We start from the raw sequence: 17,241 nt of genomic DNA, 5'->3' as shown, positions 1-17,241 counted from the left end.
TATTATGATAAAAAGCCTGGGGAAAAAAAGATTCTCCGGGCTTTTATGCTCCATGAAATTGAAGAACGAGATCGCGAAAGCTCTCCAAATGGGAGTTGATTAGAAAATGGCGCGTGTGATTGATGCGGTAATCCGGTTGAGGGATCAATTTTCAGCGACCTTGAGAAATGTGAACGGGAATCTATCGCAGTTTCAAAGGCAAACAAGCTATGCGGGCCGGAGCATGGTATCAGTTGGCAAGGATATGGAAAGGGTCGGTAAAAACATATCCACGAAAGTTTCTCTGCCCATTATTGGATTAGGGGTCGCTGCATCAGAAGCGGCAACAAAATTTAAGCACGAAATGGCCGATATCCGTAAGGAAGTTGAGGCAAGAGGGCTGCCTGAATCCAAGGTTAACTCCGTCATGACCGAAATGTCTAATAAAGCCTTGAAGTGGTCAGAGGATTTTGGGCAATCCACGGAATCAATCAACGAAGGACTCCTTACGCTTGTCAAAGATGGGTACTCAGCGGATGAAGCTATGAGTGCCATGAATACATCGTTATTAACTGCGCGGGGGGCTAATGAACAGTTATCGACCGTCGTGGATCAGTTAGGATCATCACTAGAAGCCTATGGCATGAAAACAAATAATTCAGCCCAGACAACGAAAAACATGGCGCATATGGCCGACACATTCGCATATATAGCCAACCATACGAAGGCGAGCATAACCTCATTGGGTGAAGCCTTCAGTGTAGCAGGATCCACGGCAAATGCTATGCATCAACCAATGGCGCAAACAGCTGCAGCGATAGGTATTTTGGAGTCTAACGGGGTTGACGCGAATACTGCGGCAACCGCCTTAAAAGCCGGTCTCGTTAACTTGACAAAGCCAACTACTAAAATGCAGAAGGCATTAAATCAAATGGGCTTCAGCGCCTTTGATAGCAAAGGCCACATGAAAGACCTAGCTTCGATACTGAACGAGGTTGAAAAGAAAACTGAGGGATGGACCGACCAGCAAAAACAAGCTGCTATCGCCACGATTTTTGGCAAAGAGTCTTTATCATCATGGAATATCTTACTCCATAAAGGCGGAGGATATTTATCAGATCTTGCGAATAGCGCCAATGGTGCCACTGGAGAGGTTCAGCGATTATCCGATTCCATGAAAAATACTGAACAGAATAAGTTTAAAGAGCTGGCTCAATCTGTTCATGCTCTAGGCATCGCATTTGGCGAGGATATCCTTCCGTCGATAATACCAATTGTTGGTAAGTTAACGGATATGGCTAAAAGCTTTGCAAATCTGGATGAAGGAACGAAGCAAGCTATTATAAAGTTCGCCATGATCGCCGCCGCAATCGGGCCACCGATTTTAATACTTGGTAAATTAACTCATGGAATAGGAGAGACCATCTTATCTTTTACAAAGCTGTCTCGATCCATAGCATCTGCCGGTGGGATTTTGAAATATCTTGCCACACCCGGAGGGATGGTTATTGTAGTCATAACAGCGGTTGCTCTTGCAGCGTTCCTGCTTATTAAATACTGGGGGCCAATAAGCGGATTTTTCAAAAAGGTATGGGATGACATTAAAGGCCCCATAGATATCGTAAAACAAAAGTTCCAGGAATTCATTGGTAAAGTAAAAGATATTAAAGATAAACTACTCGATCTAAAAGATAAAGCGGTCAAGGAAGTTAAAAAGATTTTCGAGGACTTCACGCAAACCCTAAAGGACCATGAAGGACAAATTAAAACTACCACGACCGTATTAGGAGTTATTTTTGGCCCAGCACTGATAAAAACAGGTGCGCAAGCAGTTATTTCTGGTAGTCAAATTGTGGCACATTTTATAGCGAGTATTATAAAAACAGGAGCACAAGCAGTTATAAGCGCTGCAAAGACAACTGGGTCTTTTATTGCCTCAATTATAAAATCCGGGGCTGAAGCGGTAATAGCCGGGGCTAAAATTACGATTGGTTTCATAGCTAGCTTGATAAAAACAGCTGCACAAGCGGCTATTACAGGAGCAGCTATTACTGTTAGTCTGATTGGTTCATTAATTGCTTACGCAGCGCAGGGGTGGGAAACGGTCGCGTCAATATCGGCTCAAACCCTTGCATGGTTAGCCCAAAAGGGCGTAATGCTGGCTTCTGCCGGCGTAACCGGAATAATGACAGCCGCCCAATGGGCCTTAAATGCCGCTATGGCTGCCAACCCCATAACTTGGGTAGTATTAGGCATTGCAGCGTTAGTTTTAGCCGTTGTGGGTTTGTACGAAGCCTGGGTGCATAACTGGGGAGGTATCCAGGATAAGACGAAAGCTGTAATTGATGAAATAAAGAAGGTTTGGCAGGACTTAAAAGATTTTCTTTCCCATCCTATCCAAGGAATTATCAATGTTGCAAAACGTATAACTGGTGGAGAAAGTACGGGTCCTACAGGCCATAATGCCTTAGGAACGAGTTACTGGGGCGGTGGAGAAACCTGGGTAGGAGAAAACGGACCCGAGAAAATAATTCTGCCTAAGGGCGCACAAATCAAAGACCACCAATCTTCTATTTCATCCAATAATCGAAGTGTTAACTTAACGATAAATATGAATGGCCCAGTTATCAGAGAAGAATCTGATATCGATAAGATTGCCGATGCTCTTGTACTAAAGATTAATGCTGCAGCAATTAACATGGCTTAAAGGAGGAATGATTGTGGAATTCTGGCTCGTTCAAGGAAGTGAAAAACTACAGCTCCCCATTCCCCCAGCGAATTATTCAATCAAGAAAGCTCTAAACAACACCTCAGCTATCGTGGAGGGAGTAGGAGAAATAAGTTTCATTGGTAAACCCAAACTAGCGGAGATTCCATCAATTCAATCATTCTTCCCCGCACAAGTCTATAGCTTTTGCCAATATGACACGTTCCCTTCTCCAAAAGAATGCACTGACTTGGTTGAAAAATGGATGCTAAGCGGAAACCCGATAAGGATCATTATTACCGGCTCAAGCCCTATCAACACCCTGTGTTCTATCGAGGACTTTGAGTATGGTGAGCAGGACGGTACAGGGGACGTGTATTTTACTCTGAACTTAAAGGAATACAGGATTATATCCCTTACTTGACGGGGTGAATCTATGATAAGGCTATACAGTAATTACTTTGGCGGGGCCACGGAGATAACAAGGTTGTGTAAAACAGTGCAGTGGTCAGGGGATAAGTCACAGGTGGCGCGTAAACTCGATGTTACTATGGCTTATTCCATTTTTGACCGAAACCAGCCTAACACTCAGATATCCCCAGGCACAATGGTTTGGGTGGTTGATGATGTTGAAGGCGAGATATTCCGTGGAATTGTTTTTAATCGCTCTCTTAATTCCAACCAGGAATTAACCTTCTACGCCTATGATTTTCTAATCTATTTCCTTAAATCCAAGGCTACTTATAACTTCACGAATGTTACTCCTGAAGCCATAACTGCGAGGGTGTGCCAAGAGGCAGACGTAAGCGTGGGTCAATTAGAACCAACCGGCGTGCACATCAGTCTTTTAGCGTCTAACAAAACGCTTTATGACATCATCATGCAGGCTTATTCTTATGCATCTTTTAGTACCGGCAAGCAATATTTCTTGCTTATGACTCAGGACAAGCTCAACATGATCGAAAAAGGTAAGAACCTAATTGATTTTACCCTGAACCCGGATGTTAACCTTATCAATTCGGTGTACGTTGATAACATCGAAAACATGATTAATAAGGTCAAGATCTATGACTCTAAAAAGAACTTCACCGGGCAGGTCATAGAGAATACCGAATGGGAGAAATTTTATGGCGCAATTCAGGACACATACACCATCAATAAGGAAAAAAATACTCAGGTGGAAGCGTCTATGCTCCTTAAGGGTATGGAGCAAGAGGTCACAGCAACCGCACTCGGAAACATCAACGTTATTACCGGCACAGCCGTTAGGACTAAGATCTTCTATGTCAGCGTTCTCGTTGATGCTACCTGGTATGTTGACACCGACGTTCATACCTGGGAAATAGGCACCAATAAATACACGATGCAGCTTACATTGAAGATGCAAAATCTAATGGACCTGAAAGAGGGAAAGGTCGACCAGGAATAAGGTGATAAAATGAGGCCTAAAAATCCCTATAGCCAATTAGTAAAGATAATGCAGGATCACGGGGCTAAGTACAATCCTCCCTCGGTTGAATTAGCGACGGTTATCTCACGATCGCCCCTAACTGTATTAGCGGGGGAGCTGCAATTGGGAAAGGATAACTTGCTTGTCGCCGATTACCTTATTTCCGGCTATTCTAGGGAAGCAACTTTCTCAAATACAAGTGGAGCCCTTAGTTTTACGGATAGTCTAAATGTCGGCGACACCCTGGCTGTCGTACAGGTCAATGATTCAACGTATATAATTCTCGCAAGGGTTGTGAGCGCATGAGCATATTCCCGGACAATATCGGACAGGCAGTTTTATCCTCCAGTTCAACTACAACTACCCTTCCTCTAGCCAAAGAATATGCCTGGGATTACATCAATAATGATTTTCTTCTTGTCGATGGAAAGAACGTCGTTGTAACGGGTCAGGATGCCGTAAAAGTGTGGATTTGGAAGGCTCTGCAGACTCCTAAAAATCGGTATAAGGCTTATTCCGGAAGCTTCGGAAACGACCTTGAATCCTTAATCGCCACCGGATTTTCGCCCGCAGCCTTAAGTTCTGAGGTTGAACGATATCTCAAAGAATCTTTGCTCATTAACCCCTATATAACAGGGATTGCTGACATTAGTCTAAGCACAGACGGAAGCAAGGCGAACGTTAGCTTCACAGCCACAACAATCTATGGGGAGGTGAGCCTAAGTGTATAGCGAGCCAAGCTCAACAATACTCACTCGAATGCAGGGAAATGTATCCTCTGACGTGGATAAGTCGGAGGGCTCTTTAGTTTATGATGCGCTTTCTCCTGTAAGCGTTGAGATCGCTAATCAGGAATCAAACCTGGATGCTGTAGCAGCGAAGTTTGACATGTCAAACTTAAGCGGGGATGAACTGGCCACAAGGATTTATCAGAGGACCGGACAGCCAAGGAACCCAGCGACCTATGCCACGTCAACAGTAACCATTACAGGTAATGGGACGGTTAATGTTGGCGACCTTGTTCAAACCCCAGGGGGAATTCAGTTTAAATCCTTAGTGCAACAGACCATTAGCGGATCGGCGAGCATCAATGTACAGGCTGTTATTGCTGGATCCAGTGGGATGGTGCCAGCTAACCAAATCACGCAGTTCCCGGTTGCCATTCCAGGGCTTGTTAGTGTAACCAATCCTAATCCAACCGTTGATGGTTTTGACGCCGAGACCGACGCCTCGCTCCTGCAGAGGTATTACGATTATATCCAGAACCCTTCAACCGGGGCCAATACCGCATACTTCTCTAACACAATGAAAGGCTATGCCGGTGTTGGAGACGTGAAGGTTTACCCAACGTGGAACGGAAACAACACGATTAAACTTGTAATTATTGATGCTAATAAGCTGCCGCCGAGCGCTGATTTAGTCACCGGAGCTCAAAGCTTCATGGATCCGGGCGTTCAAGGATTAGGTGAAGGGGCAGCGCCTTTCGGAGCCTTTACGACCGTGGAAGGCGCTGCGGCGAATACCATAACAGTTAGTTTTACTGCAGTAAAAGACACTGACTACACGGATGTTCAAAGACTTGCAAATGTGCAGGAGAGTATTACAGCATATCTAAAATCCATCGCCTTTGTTGCGAGCGCAGTAAGCTATGCAAAAATTGGCGGGGCTATACTGGATAGCGCCGGAATACTAGACTACTCAAACTTAACCGTAAATGGCGGAACCGCTAATATCTCTCTTAGCTACACAGCAAGCCTGACCGAAACGCCGGTATTGGGGGCGGTGACTATTGCGTAGTGATAACTTAAAGAGCTATCTACCACCGTTTTTAAGTGCTACTAAGCTTTTAAATGAGTCCTTTAACGCCGATGGGCAGGAGCTCGATGCTATCGATACTCATATAGCGGATATTAATGCCCAGTTTGACGTAGATACGGCGACCTGGGCATTAGACATCTACGAGAAGGAACTCAAGATTGCAACAGATAATACGAAGGTCATTGATTACCGGCGAAGTGTCATTGAGTCAAAATGGCGGGGGAATGGAAAGGTAAATGCCGCACTTATAAAAACCGTTTGTGATTCGTTCTCTAATGGGAATGTACAAGTTTCCTTTGATGGGACTATCTATGTAAAATTCACAAGCGTTCTTGGCACCCCGCCCAACATGGATGATTTAAAATCCGCTGTGGAGCAAATCAAGCCGGCATATTTATTGCTGGATTACTTATATTCGTACCTTTTAATTAAGGACGTCGACCAAGTCATGACAATAGGCCAATTGCAAGCGACCACGCTCGATAAATTTGCGGGAGGTTCTTAAATGTCGAAGACAACGACAAATTTAAATCTCTATGAGGTGGACCCAACTACAGATGGGGCTCTGACGTTTAATGTCCAAACGATGCTTAATGATAACTGGGATAAAATTGATACGGCTGTTGCCGGAAAAGAGACCCCAACTGGAGCGCAGGCCAAAGCTGATTCAGCTCAAACGGCTTCGGAGGCTTATACGGATTCGAAATTTCCTGTTCCATCTTCTGGACTGGCTGCAGGAGCAGTAACAACGCAGGCTATGGCCAATCCCCCAATGTTCAGCCTTCCTAACTTGCTGCACCCGTCAGCTCAACAATTTACTCGAGGATCAAATGCAGCAAGGAAAAACTTAGCCCCAGTACCATATAACGTCCTCCGCTATGAGCAAGGGAAATTTGGATTAGGTGCTTACATTGAGGAGGTTACAACGAATTTAGTTTATAACTCAGATTTTGAAACAATAACTGGAACAGCACAATTATTTGCCGATGCTTTGACAAGCTATACTGGTTCAAGTGCAGCTCCTTGGACTCAACAGGTTGGTGGTTTTACTTTTGGAGAAAGTGGGGCGACAAGCGGAGCAAGTAGTTCGCAAATGACAGCAGGGAATAACAATTGGAAGCCGTTAACAGGAAGTGGCGGGCAAAATTTATATCTGGCCTCACAGGCTACTGTTACCGCTCCAGCTACACTGTCGGCCAACAATAATGGAGCTTTGTATTTCAGAATAGATGGTAATAACTACTATATGGCATATATAAATAATACAAATTTCTGGCTAGCGAAAGTAGTAAATGGAACAGCTACGACTTTGCAAACTGTAACTCAAGCTATTTCAAATTCTCATACTTACACTATAACCTTGTCAATAGATCCAAGCGGGCATTTGACTGCAAAATTATACGATGGTGCGGGTACTAGTGGAACTCTTCTTCAAACACTAACTGCAGCAGACACAAGTTTAGCAGGAGGCTTCCTTGTTGGTGTTGGCGGAGACACAGGAGTAGTAATTTCAAACGCCAGTGTAACAGGACCATTCGCAGATGGATGGACAATAGGTGGAGACTCAAGGGTTGCTTGGGCATTAACTGCAACAAATCCTATTAGTGGAAATTATAGTGTAAGTGCTGTAGGTGCGCAGGAAGCTGTACAAAGCAGTGTTAATAGAATCATAACGGGTATTTCAGCAGGGGTTCCTTATTCCCTATCAGGCTCAATTCAAACTTCTGGAGTAGGTGCATCTGGGGCTTACCTTGAGGGAGATTTTCAGCAGAGCAGTGGAGCATTTATAAGCTCCCTGTTGACATCAGACGTACAAGGGACTTCATTAGTCACAAGATACAGCCAGTCTGAAACAAGTCCTGCGCTTACTGCTCAAATTGAACTTTATCTTGTTATGAAAAGCGTAGGAGCAGTGCTATTCGATGCTATTCAATTAGAGCAAAAAGCCTACCCAACAACTAATGTAAGGAATGATAGTACAACAGCAACAGCAAGTAGGAACGCAGACCAATTAAGCTATAATTTAAGTCAGCCATTACCGAGTAGGTGGTTCGGAGCACTAGTTTGGACACCAGAACAAGCAAGTTCCATTGCAAATACTTCAGGATATAAAAGACTATTTAATGTGAAGGATAAAATCGCGGGTAATAACAGGTATATTGTTTCTTTCCTTACTATCGCAGATTCCGATGGCAGCGCAGGGTCTTTCAGATTTTCTAAGGTTACGTCAGCAGGAGTTACGTCCAGGCTTAATTCGTCTGCAATATCATTCAATGCAGGAGATTTAATATTTATTGCAATGCTGGATGATCCAACAAATACGGGCATGACGATATGGGTAGGAGTAAACGGAGGAGCATTACAGAAGTTTAACTTAGCAAACCGGGATATAATAACGGATGCTCAAGCTACTTATATTGGATGTGATGCAGCAACAGGGTTTGAATGTAATGGCACAATAGACTTCCCGATCATCACAAGTCAAATCCCCACAGACGAGCAAGTTAATGCTTTGTACTACTCAGCTGAATGGGGAGGAATAAGGGATTATCCAGGGGCATTGCCGGATAAGATTGTTATTGGTCAAAATGAAGTATCACTAGAGAATGTTTTAAGCGGAAAAGGAAGTCAAATTAGGTCTGATAAAGGATTCTCGATTATTTCTTCTCTGTCCGGGACTTGTATATGCACTAATTGCTTTTGGGATGGATCTGCTTGGTATGCCATAAATCCTAATGCGCGGGCAACTATGATATCACCCATTTCAAGTACCGGTGAAGTTAGAGTTTATACTAAAGCGGTCCCTGGAACCTCACCAATAACTTGGGATTCTAATTATGACTTAATTCAAGCCTTAAGTGGGGGATATAAGGTACAGAGTGGTTATGTTGGAACGAGTTCCGGTTCAGGAATTGTAAACACTAGCGTTACTTTTCCTGTGGCGTTTTCAACAGCACCAATAGTTTTACTTACTCCAACTACGGGATCAACATCGGCGCTCCCTGCCGTTAGCACTAATGCAGATCAACCCTATGGGGTCTACAATCCAACAACAGCAGGGTTCAATATAGTAAGTAATCAAACTGCCTCAATTGGTTTTGAATGGCTTGCAATAGGAAGCTAATAAGGAGGAATAGAAGATGAATTATTGGCTTTTATATACCCTAGCAGATGGGAAAATTTATAATCAACCTTATCTAGGCTCTGCCGAGGAATGGACTAATATTCCTGAAGGGTGTGGAGTACTAGGGCCATTTCCACAAGATACGGCGTCGCCTGAAGTATTGGACGCATATGCAAACCCATACAAATACATCGTAAAAGACGGAGTATTAGTTCTTCAGCCATATTTCACTCTAACATTCACAGGCGGGACAATCACAGCAACGCTTAACAGCCCTCCGACTACACCGCCAACATCTTGTGACTTTACAATTCTAGGGAAAACATTCACGGAAGTATTAACTAATAACCAGGCGACTCTCAGTGTACAAATCCATCCCAGTATTGCAAGCCAGCAAATTCAAATCACCGCAAGCTCCGATGGGTGCGTTAACGAATCCCTAAACATAGGTGGCCAAGGAACGACTTCACTTCAGATTTATACTGATTCTCAGAGAGTAAATCATATTGCACCAGTTTCGAAATCTGTACTTCAATCCTTCTATACATCCGTGATCTCACCGGCGTATGCCCTGGCCGATCTTACAACCGGAGCAGGACTAATGTTCCATGTTCTGTTCAGTAAGGTTCTTCCAGCATTAACTGGAGGTACTAACCCCCTGATTACACTATCTGACAATGAGAAAAACACTCTTAGCGATATTTCATCGGCCATCTTAGGGAAGATCCCGGTAACCATGGAGATCTCCGCGCCATTGCCCGCAAGCGGGCAGACCCAAACATATGACCGTCATTATGAAAGCTTTAGGGACCATTGGGCAGAAGTTGAAAGCGCCTTTCAGAATTATGCTACAGACTTAGAGAACATACCAAATTTAGTGTGATATTAAACTGAGCAGTAACGCCTAAAAGGGCGTTATTTTTATGCTGTGAAGGAGGGATACCATGAAACCCGGAAATTTTATTCTCGTGCAAAACTTCGACCCTATTGGCCAGGGGATAGCTTTCTTTGAGCATAATGGGTTCACCCATGCCGCACTTGTCTCTGGCGAAGGCAAAGTAATCGAGGCCACAGCTCAAGGCATTCAGGAAAACGCTCTAAACTATGAGCGCTACGCTGTTTTTGAGTTTGTCGATGCAACCGATGAGCAACTAAAAGGGATGGTTGAGTTTGGCCGGAGTCGCTTAGGAGAAGGCTATAGCTTCCGGCAGGACGCAGGCTTTGCGGTCAATGCTATCCTTGAGGAAATGGGCTTCGAACGAATATCAGGCCTACTCGCGGAAAAGAACAAAATTGTTTGCTCTGCATTTATCGATCTTTGCGCTAGGAGCCAAGGAATCGTTGTTCGGCCGGATCGGAAGCCCGGGGACGTTACACCTCCTGGATTGAGTTATTCAACTAAGGTAAGGTTAGTCGAGAATCACAACCTTTGGGAGTTGTGATATTTTTATGCCCTGGAATCTAAGCCTAAAAAGCTGCAGGAGGTGACAGCGAAGTAGGGTACCCAGGGTTATCTTAAATACTTGGAGGCAGAAATGAACGAAATTAAATTTAGGAGGAATAAATCATGGAAGAAAAAAGCAAAACGAATATAATTGAAACGGGAATTATTGAAGTTAATGTTACAGCGAACTGGGGAACCGGGGAAGCAATGCAAATGAATAATGATGCTGAACCAATTAAGAACAGATAAAATATAGGAAAAACCACACAAAAAAGACTACCCTAAGAATAGAGTAGTCTTTTGGATTAGAAGAAACGGTAACTATATTGTTCACCGTTATTATTGACGATTAGATACCATCTGCCAGATCCTTGTACTGAAATGGTTACTGGTGTTTTGGTATAATGCCCTCCAAAATAATCGAACCTTTGACCTGATTCGTATCTGCGGAAGTTGGTACTATCCACCAGAAAAACATCTGCAGCATGTTTTAGATCAACTTTAACAGTCAAATGACCATTACTATCAGCATATGGAATTTGAGCCATAAGTTATCACCTCCTTTTGGCGATAATATTCAACAAAGATATGTAATAACCTTCAAAAATATCCATAATTCTAGATTTAGATACTTAATGTAAAGCACCATAGGAGGCAGTAATGAACGAAAAGGAATTCATTTTCAAATCAACGTTTGCCGCGATAGGGACGGCCATTACGGCTTGGTGTGGCGGGTGGGATATCGCGTTAAAGGTTCTTGTTTACCTTATGGTCTTAGACTATATTACCGGATTCTTGGGGGCAGTCAGGCAGAAGAAAGTAAATTCCGAAGTCATGTTTTGGGGCGGCATTAGAAAGATTGTTATTCTTTCTCTTGTCGCCTTAGCAGTTCTTCTAGATAAGCTTTTTGGTAACTCTGGCCCGGTCTTAAGAACGATGGCGATGTACTACTATGCCGGGCGTGAAGGGATTTCAATGATTGAGAACGTTGGAAAAATTGGTCTAAAAATGCCGCCAAAATTTAAAAGTATTTTTCAGCAACTTCAAGAGAAAGGAGATTAATATGTTAGGTATTGATTGCGGAACAAGATTAAATGCAGCGACAGTACAGGCTCTCAAGGCCAATGGTGTAAAAGCCGTTGGGCGTTATCTAGGTCATACGCTTTGGAATGGGTTAACCGTCGCAGAAGTTAAAGCGATCCATGACGGAGGACTGCTCTTGTGGTTAATCCTGGAGCTATCGCCGACACAAGTAAGTTACTTCACTTATGATAAAGGTGTTTCTGACGCTCAGTTTGCCTTAGCCGAGGCGCAGGCTTTGGGCGCTCCTAAGGGTGCTTGCATTTACTTTACAGTGGATTATGAGGCCCAGGCTGGAGATATGGCAGCGATTAAAGATTATCTTCATGGTGTTCATACTGTGCTCACGGGGAAATTTCTTGTTGGTGTTTACGGCTCGTATTATGTTATCGAGGCGGCAAAAGGAGCCAGTTACCCGCCGGATAGGTTTTACCAAACGATAGCTTGGAGCTATAAAAATGTAGCCCCGAATGATGTTTATCAATACACCAATACCTCAAAGCTGGCAGGAATCACGGTGGACATGGATTATGTTAATGATAATGCCGGGCTTTGGGGGCCTGACGGGTTATATCAAGTTGTAAAGGAGAGCGAAGAGGAAATGGGATTAGATGTAGCGGTTTTACTAAACACAAAGGACGATGAATGGGCTGGGACTGACGTTGCCGTGAAGAATGGCAATTGTGCCATGTTTGTACGGCCATATAGTAATGGACCAGCTCCTGCTAATGCCATGAAAGCAGAGCATCTGATTGTTGTAGGTGGAGCAACGACAGGGCATCCGAACGAAACGCTGCTAAGCGGTGATGACAAGTTTGGCACGGCGGCTGCTGTGAAAAAATATCTAGGCTAAATTCGCAAGCGCTTGCCAATTTGTCATAGGAATATTTTTGATTCAAAAACGGGAATATTTTCAGGAATAATTTCAAAGTAAAATGTAAATTTTCCTGTCCCGGCAGACAGGATTTAATACGAGCAGGTCAGAGATGACCTGCTCTGTTATTGCCAAAAATTAAATTTTAGGAGGTTTTATCATGGATACAAATGTAATTATGTTATTAATTTCTTTAGGTTCTTTAATCGTTGGTTCTGTTGCTGGATTAGGGATAAATTTCTTAGTACAAAAGGGCAAAGACCCGAAAGTAATCCTTAGTACGGCTGACACTGTTTTAGGCGAGGCCAAGGCTCTTAACGATGATATCGGTAAAGTAGTTCTTCCCGCGCCGCTAGAAACGATCATTGATAAAGTGATTCAGGTATCACAGGCTGGGGTTCATTCTGCTGAACAGCGTTGCAATAGTGATCAGATTACCAAAGATCAAAAGAACCAAAACGCCTATGATGCCGCTATGAATATGCTTAAAATTGCCGGGTATGAACCTACGCCAGAAATTCAGAAAGCAGTTAAGGATATGATTGAAACAGGCGTCTTTGATATGAATTCGAGTTCACCTTCTGTAGAAACAGTTCCCGCTGTCCCGGATCAGGCCGTTAGCCAGGCCATTGCTAGTAAGGTCCAGCAGGTTGTTACTCCGATTGCTACACAGGCCGCAAATGATGCGGTTCAACAAGCGATTAGCCAAACGGTTCAGGCTTTCCCTGGTGCTGTGTCTTCGCAGGCTGCTCAATCAACTTCTGATACTCAACTAGCTCAGACAGATTCGCAAGCCCAGACTCAACAGCCTGCATAATGAAAGCGTCGGTGCCGGCCGATGCGAGATGACGAAAGCCCACCTCCAATTAAGGAAGTGGGCTTTTTGTTCTTAATGAAAGGTGTAAACATTATAGTCTTTGAAGAAGTTAATTGCTTGGTACAAATTGAACGTCATTCAAGCTTGAAATTTGAATGGTATCTGAATTACTCAAATCTACGGTAACGTTTTTAACTCCCATGTCGCCGCCTAATATTTCGTTTGTTTTAGGCATTCCACTTTGATCTTCAATCACAAAATTACCAGATCCGCTTCCAATAACAGATGCTACATAACGACCTTGAGGAATGTCGGTACCGACAATAAACGAACCGGCGCATAAATCAGTTTTTGTTGGGGAGTTTCCAATTGAAGGCGGCTGATAAGGATTAAAGTCAACTTTATTTAAACTAGAAATCTCTATTTTTCCTCCATCAGGAAGAGCGGCTACGACCTTACTTACACCCGAATCTCCTAAAACTTCATTAACTACCGGCATACCGCTTTGATCGGAAACAACAAAATTACCTGATCCCGATGGCGTGGTTACGGTATACCTTCCTGGAGTGATTTGCTGTCCTATTGTAAATGTTCCTGCTCCTAGACTCTTTGCGGTTAAAGCAGGTGTGGCGGGAGCAGTGGGAGCTTGGGATTTAGTAGGAGATTGTTTAGTCGGCGAAGTAGTTGGAGTTGAAGTCGAGGCTCCTTGTTTAGGTGGCGCCGTGGTTGAAGAAGAATTCGTGTTACCTGTTATTGCGCTATATATTATCGCGATAATAACCAAATAGCCAATAATAGCGACGATTTTCTTCCATCTTGTGTTTGATCTGAAGCCAGGGATCTTACTCATTAGAATCTCTCCTTTTGTTAAATTCAGAAATCCTATAGGCTCTTCAACGTTTTGTGAATATTTCCTGCTTTCCGACATTCTTAATGGTTATGCGACAAATATGTAAAAAATAGTAATCCCCCCGGTATTTCTGCTGGGGGGATTTTAATAATCTGGAAAAACATATTCTACTGGCTTACGAAGTCCGCGTGCGATTTTGATTCCAGTTTCAAGTTCTATTTTGATTTTTTTATTATTAGCTATTCGGCTTATTTCTGGCTGAGGAACACCACAAATTAAGGAAAGTTCCTCTTGTGTCATATCGAGTTCCTTTAAAATCTGCTTAATCCTATTCACATCATACCACCTGTAACATTACTGAAATATTTCTTTCTAAAGAGTCAGAAATATTTTCCATTATTAATAATGTCACAAATAGTACTATAATCAATGTACGTGCATACATAAATTATAATTTAGGTTATTATGTCAATTTCTGTCGCGAAATGAATAGTTCGTGTCTTCTTGATTTCGACTTGTAGGCAAGAGTAACCTAAAGGTAGGATATTTACAGCGTTGGAACTGGGCAAAAGAATCGCGAAAATTCGCCGATCCGAAAATATGACTCAAAAAGAATTAGCAGAGAGGGCGGGGATTAGTATAAATTATCTTAGTAGGATTGAAATAGGGAGCTGCCCGAGGCCTCACGTTAAAACGATCGCTCGAATCGCAAAATGTCTAGGCGTAGAGTTAGAATTATTATTAAAGGAAATGTGAAATATCGAGCATTCGACAATTTACCCCTTGAAGAAATTTGGAACAAGTGATCTAATAATTAAAGAACGCACGTTCTAGGGGGGTAGATTTATAATGATGGCGAAGGCGAAGCTGAAGGCAAAAGAAAATGAAGATCAATTTGCAAATGAATTTATTGATGAATCCAAGATCCTAGTGGAAGTTAAGGTAAGTGATGATGAGGGGGTGACGTGGCAAAGACGCAAGATCAGTATGGTTTCCGGCCTAGACGAATCGGGACTTAATTCGGGGGAAATATTTCAGTTTAACGGTGAGAAATATAAGGTTTTATCAGGAGATGATGGGCTGATGGTTGAGCCTTTAAAAAAGCCGGTAGAGAAGAAGTCATCAAAACGAAAGTAAAAGACAAGGAAGCCCGTACACCCCAGCAAGAGTTGCGGACTTCCTTCCACAAAAACACTTCCAGAGAAGGGTTCTTGATATTTTGATTATATCCAAAATTACCTTCTTTTGGCAAGTGGCAAATGAAGGAGAATGATAAAATGATTAAAATTACTTTAAGGACTGCTAGAGAATTGAGCGGGTATACAATAAAGGAGGTTGCCGATTATTGTGGTATAGTGGTTGGTGTTTTGGATGAATACGAAGTTGATTCTGAATATACGCCAATTAGTTTGATACGCAAAATACTTTCATTATATAAGATATCATCCGATCTAATCTTTTTCGGGACCCTGGAAGATTGCATTAAACATAATCGAAGTGAAACTACCGGGGTAACGAAAGGGTAACGCAATATTATTTTATTACGTGAGTTAGTTTCATAATTCATACCCCTTGATATAAGCGGGTTTTTTACACGTAAAAAAGGAGTACCTCCCCAAAATCTCGAAAGTGTAAGTGACCAAACAAACACCGAGAGGTTGAAGGAGAACTCCCAATGTTTAGTATTCGCCAAGAACGTCTATTTTCCTTGGAAGAAATCTTAGAAATGTCACCGAGAGAATCGTATCCGCTTCTATTAGATCCGCTGGATATCACTCCTTTATTGAGAGTGGTTTCCAAGAAGGCATTTTTGGGAGCTCCAACCACGCTTAACTATTCAGCCATGATCTATTCTTTATTCATTCGAGTGATCGAACGAATTCCTACAATTAAAGATTTACGAAAGCGATTAAAAAATAGCTTGGAATTCCGTTTCGACTGCGGCTTTACGATGGCTGATGCAGTTCCTAGCGAGTCCTCTTATTCAAAAAATCAATGGTTCTTCTGCTTTGGAAAAAATTCAAAATGAACTAGTCTCTCAGGCGTTTCAAGAAGGTTTCATCGATGGGGATGTTATAGCCATCGATGCTACTCATATTGAAGCGAGAGACCGTAAACCTGAGAGAAAGAAAGAAGAAGAGGTCCCAGTCAAGCAATCCTCTAAAAAACGCGGACGAAAACCCAAAGCAGAACGGGAGAAATGGCTCAAAGAACAACAGGAATTGGAAGAGAATCGCCCCCTTTTTGAGAAGAAAATTGAAGCTCAACTTCCTCTTGATTTCAAGACGATCGAACAGCAAATCCCGCAAGACCCTCACTGGGGAATTAAGAAAAACTCCGAGGGCAAAAACGTCTTTTGGTTCGGGTTCAAAGGTCATCTTCTCGTGGACTGTAAAAGCCAATACATTTTAAAGTCCTTACTTTCCTCGGGAAATGTCAATGATGGCAAAATGGCGATTCCTCTACTCAAGGCTCTTCATGAACTTCACCCCCAGCTGAAGCCTTCCTATTCACTTTTGGATGCTGGTTATGATTACAGCCCAATTTACCAACAAGCAAAATCCATAGGGTCAAGGGCCCTGATTGATTACAATCCACGCAACGAACAGCTACCCGAAGACAAGGACAAATACTTTTGCCCCAAGTGTCAAGAAGGTCATTCCTACCAATATGATAGCTATGATTCCCAATATGACACGTTGAAATATACTCAACCCAAGGAGTGCAAAGAGTGCCCTCTGAAAGAAAACAACCAGTGTCAAAAGGTATTCAAGGTTAAGGTTTCATCAGACCCCAGAAAATACACCGTTCCAGCCAAAGGAAGTGGGCGTTACTTTGAACTCTATAAACAGAGAACAGCCGTAGAACGTGTTAATGCTTATCTCAAAGAGTACTTTCAGTTAAACAACATTCGACATCGAGGAAACGTAGCCAAAGTAGACTTCGAGTTTTCTATCCTGACCTATACCCTCTGCAAATTAGCCGTAGACCGATTGAACAAGTTCAAACGTATAGCTGCAGCATAAATTTTCAAAAAATGTTACTAACGAAATTCTGAAGGTCTGAGCTTTAACAATTAAACATTATGAAATTGACTC

The 17,241-nt window shown here is 42.8% G+C and carries 20 protein-coding genes and 1 pseudogene; 18 read left to right on the top strand and 3 right to left on the bottom strand.

The features are described from left to right. The first annotated feature begins 106 nt into the window (after positions 1–106). The 11 genes from DEAC_RS22420 to DEAC_RS24630 all read left to right on the top strand — a co-directional run bounded on the left by DEAC_RS22420 (position 107) and on the right by DEAC_RS24630 (position 10,771). A complete protein-coding gene (locus DEAC_RS22420; RefSeq protein WP_053006530.1) occupies positions 107–2,686 on the top strand; it encodes a phage tail tape measure protein in 2,580 nt (859 codons plus the stop codon). A 13-nt stretch (positions 2,687–2,699) separates the two neighbouring features. Continuing rightward, complete coding sequence (locus DEAC_RS19600; RefSeq protein ID WP_053006529.1) at positions 2,700–3,110, top strand: hypothetical protein; 411 nt, start codon at positions 2,700–2,702, stop codon at positions 3,108–3,110. 63 nt (positions 3,111–3,173) lie between these two features. Further along, the gene (locus DEAC_RS19595; protein WP_161796480.1) at positions 3,174–4,115 is read left to right on the top strand and encodes an XkdQ/YqbQ family protein; all 942 of its coding nucleotides are present in this window, start codon (positions 3,174–3,176) and stop codon (positions 4,113–4,115) included. 9 nt (positions 4,116–4,124) lie between these two features. After that, positions 4,125–4,442 carry a DUF2577 domain-containing protein gene (locus DEAC_RS19590; RefSeq protein WP_047811782.1) on the top strand — a complete coding sequence of 106 codons (318 nt, stop codon included), beginning with the start codon at positions 4,125–4,127 and terminating at the stop codon, positions 4,440–4,442. Beyond that, the gene (locus tag DEAC_RS19585; RefSeq protein WP_047811781.1) at positions 4,439–4,867 is read left to right on the top strand and encodes a DUF2634 domain-containing protein; all 429 of its coding nucleotides are present in this window, start codon (positions 4,439–4,441) and stop codon (positions 4,865–4,867) included. Before DEAC_RS19590 ends, DEAC_RS19585 begins: the two co-directional genes overlap by 4 nt. Beyond that, positions 4,860–5,933 carry a baseplate J/gp47 family protein gene (locus DEAC_RS19580; RefSeq protein ID WP_053006528.1) on the top strand — a complete coding sequence of 358 codons (1,074 nt, stop codon included), beginning with the start codon at positions 4,860–4,862 and terminating at the stop codon, positions 5,931–5,933. The genes DEAC_RS19585 and DEAC_RS19580 overlap by 8 nt, the downstream gene beginning before the upstream one ends. Continuing rightward, positions 5,926–6,459 (top strand): putative phage tail protein, encoded by a 534-nt coding sequence (locus tag DEAC_RS19575; protein WP_047811780.1) that lies wholly within the window; start codon positions 5,926–5,928, stop codon positions 6,457–6,459. Before DEAC_RS19580 ends, DEAC_RS19575 begins: the two co-directional genes overlap by 8 nt. After that, a complete protein-coding gene (locus DEAC_RS19570; RefSeq protein WP_047811779.1) occupies positions 6,460–9,078 on the top strand; it encodes a hypothetical protein in 2,619 nt (872 codons plus the stop codon). It begins immediately after the preceding gene. 16 nt (positions 9,079–9,094) lie between these two features. Next, positions 9,095–9,961: a hypothetical protein gene (locus DEAC_RS19565; protein WP_047811778.1), complete on the top strand. Its 867-nt coding sequence runs from the start codon at positions 9,095–9,097 to the stop codon at positions 9,959–9,961. A 61-nt stretch (positions 9,962–10,022) separates the two neighbouring features. Then, positions 10,023–10,520 (top strand): C40 family peptidase, encoded by a 498-nt coding sequence (locus tag DEAC_RS19560; protein ID WP_047811777.1) that lies wholly within the window; start codon positions 10,023–10,025, stop codon positions 10,518–10,520. A 125-nt stretch (positions 10,521–10,645) separates the two neighbouring features. After that, positions 10,646–10,771, top strand: coding sequence for a hypothetical protein (locus DEAC_RS24630; RefSeq protein ID WP_282434467.1), 126 nt, complete (start codon positions 10,646–10,648; stop codon positions 10,769–10,771). Between the two features lie 56 nt (positions 10,772–10,827). Here DEAC_RS24630 and DEAC_RS19555 read toward each other — a convergent pair whose 3' ends face one another. Then, on the bottom strand, positions 10,828–11,070 hold the full coding sequence (locus tag DEAC_RS19555) for a DUF1883 domain-containing protein (protein WP_047811776.1): 243 nt from the start codon (positions 11,068–11,070) through the stop codon (positions 10,828–10,830). 112 nt (positions 11,071–11,182) lie between these two features. Here DEAC_RS19555 and DEAC_RS19550 point away from each other — a divergent pair, with 112 nt between their 5' ends. The 3 genes from DEAC_RS19550 to DEAC_RS19540 all read left to right on the top strand — a co-directional run bounded on the left by DEAC_RS19550 (position 11,183) and on the right by DEAC_RS19540 (position 13,293). Further along, positions 11,183–11,584, top strand: coding sequence for a phage holin family protein (locus DEAC_RS19550; RefSeq protein ID WP_047811775.1), 402 nt, complete (start codon positions 11,183–11,185; stop codon positions 11,582–11,584). A 1-nt stretch (position 11,585) separates the two neighbouring features. Beyond that, positions 11,586–12,455 carry a glycoside hydrolase domain-containing protein gene (locus DEAC_RS22415; RefSeq protein WP_053006527.1) on the top strand — a complete coding sequence of 290 codons (870 nt, stop codon included), beginning with the start codon at positions 11,586–11,588 and terminating at the stop codon, positions 12,453–12,455. Positions 12,456–12,636: 181 nt separating this feature from the next. Continuing rightward, entirely contained in the window at positions 12,637–13,293 is a 657-nt protein-coding gene (locus DEAC_RS19540) for a hypothetical protein (RefSeq protein WP_047811774.1), read from the top strand. Positions 13,294–13,402: 109 nt separating this feature from the next. Here DEAC_RS19540 and DEAC_RS19535 read toward each other — a convergent pair whose 3' ends face one another. Continuing rightward, positions 13,403–14,143: a hypothetical protein gene (locus DEAC_RS19535; RefSeq protein ID WP_053006526.1), complete on the bottom strand. Its 741-nt coding sequence runs from the start codon at positions 14,141–14,143 to the stop codon at positions 13,403–13,405. A 144-nt stretch (positions 14,144–14,287) separates the two neighbouring features. Further along, complete coding sequence (locus DEAC_RS19530; RefSeq protein ID WP_083996346.1) at positions 14,288–14,479, bottom strand: helix-turn-helix transcriptional regulator; 192 nt, start codon at positions 14,477–14,479, stop codon at positions 14,288–14,290. 219 nt (positions 14,480–14,698) lie between these two features. Here DEAC_RS19530 and DEAC_RS19525 point away from each other — a divergent pair, with 219 nt between their 5' ends. From DEAC_RS19525 to DEAC_RS19510, 4 genes and pseudogenes are all read left to right on the top strand, one after another. After that, entirely contained in the window at positions 14,699–14,899 is a 201-nt protein-coding gene (locus DEAC_RS19525) for a helix-turn-helix domain-containing protein (protein WP_047811773.1), read from the top strand. A gap of 96 nt (positions 14,900–14,995) precedes the next feature. Then, on the top strand, positions 14,996–15,280 hold the full coding sequence (locus DEAC_RS19520; RefSeq protein WP_242847223.1) for a hypothetical protein: 285 nt from the start codon (positions 14,996–14,998) through the stop codon (positions 15,278–15,280). A gap of 140 nt (positions 15,281–15,420) precedes the next feature. Then, entirely contained in the window at positions 15,421–15,669 is a 249-nt protein-coding gene (locus DEAC_RS19515; RefSeq protein ID WP_047811771.1) for a helix-turn-helix domain-containing protein, read from the top strand. A 149-nt stretch (positions 15,670–15,818) separates the two neighbouring features. After that, positions 15,819–17,169, top strand: a pseudogene (locus DEAC_RS19510) (transposase). The last annotated feature ends 72 nt before the right edge of the window (positions 17,170–17,241 follow it).

This window comes from Desulfosporosinus acididurans, assembly GCF_001029285.1.
GTDB classification, from domain to species: domain Bacteria; phylum Bacillota; class Desulfitobacteriia; order Desulfitobacteriales; family Desulfitobacteriaceae; genus Desulfosporosinus; species Desulfosporosinus acididurans.
This window is presented reverse-complemented; position numbering and strand designations above follow the sequence as displayed.

What these genes read in the sequence shown, in the direction of transcription:
- DEAC_RS19540 (WP_047811774.1), top strand. Translation starts at nt 12,637, where the DNA reads ATGGATACAAATGTAATTATGTTATTAATTTCTTTAGGTTCTTTAATC.
- DEAC_RS19560 (WP_047811777.1), top strand. Translation starts at nt 10,023, where the DNA reads ATGAAACCCGGAAATTTTATTCTCGTGCAAAACTTCGACCCTATTGGC.
- DEAC_RS19520 (WP_242847223.1), top strand. Translation starts at nt 14,996, where the DNA reads ATGGCGAAGGCGAAGCTGAAGGCAAAAGAAAATGAAGATCAATTTGCA.
- DEAC_RS19570 (WP_047811779.1), top strand. Translation starts at nt 6,460, where the DNA reads ATGTCGAAGACAACGACAAATTTAAATCTCTATGAGGTGGACCCAACT.
- DEAC_RS19515 (WP_047811771.1), top strand. Translation starts at nt 15,421, where the DNA reads ATGATTAAAATTACTTTAAGGACTGCTAGAGAATTGAGCGGGTATACA.
- DEAC_RS19590 (WP_047811782.1), top strand. Translation starts at nt 4,125, where the DNA reads ATGAGGCCTAAAAATCCCTATAGCCAATTAGTAAAGATAATGCAGGAT.
- DEAC_RS22415 (WP_053006527.1), top strand. Translation starts at nt 11,586, where the DNA reads ATGTTAGGTATTGATTGCGGAACAAGATTAAATGCAGCGACAGTACAG.
- DEAC_RS22420 (WP_053006530.1), top strand. Translation starts at nt 107, where the DNA reads ATGGCGCGTGTGATTGATGCGGTAATCCGGTTGAGGGATCAATTTTCA.
- DEAC_RS19550 (WP_047811775.1), top strand. Translation starts at nt 11,183, where the DNA reads ATGAACGAAAAGGAATTCATTTTCAAATCAACGTTTGCCGCGATAGGG.
- DEAC_RS19565 (WP_047811778.1), top strand. Translation starts at nt 9,095, where the DNA reads ATGAATTATTGGCTTTTATATACCCTAGCAGATGGGAAAATTTATAAT.
- DEAC_RS19535 (WP_053006526.1), bottom strand. Translation starts at nt 14,143, where the DNA reads ATGAGTAAGATCCCTGGCTTCAGATCAAACACAAGATGGAAGAAAATC.
- DEAC_RS19585 (WP_047811781.1), top strand. Translation starts at nt 4,439, where the DNA reads ATGAGCATATTCCCGGACAATATCGGACAGGCAGTTTTATCCTCCAGT.
- DEAC_RS19555 (WP_047811776.1), bottom strand. Translation starts at nt 11,070, where the DNA reads ATGGCTCAAATTCCATATGCTGATAGTAATGGTCATTTGACTGTTAAA.
- DEAC_RS24630 (WP_282434467.1), top strand. Translation starts at nt 10,646, where the DNA reads ATGGAAGAAAAAAGCAAAACGAATATAATTGAAACGGGAATTATTGAA.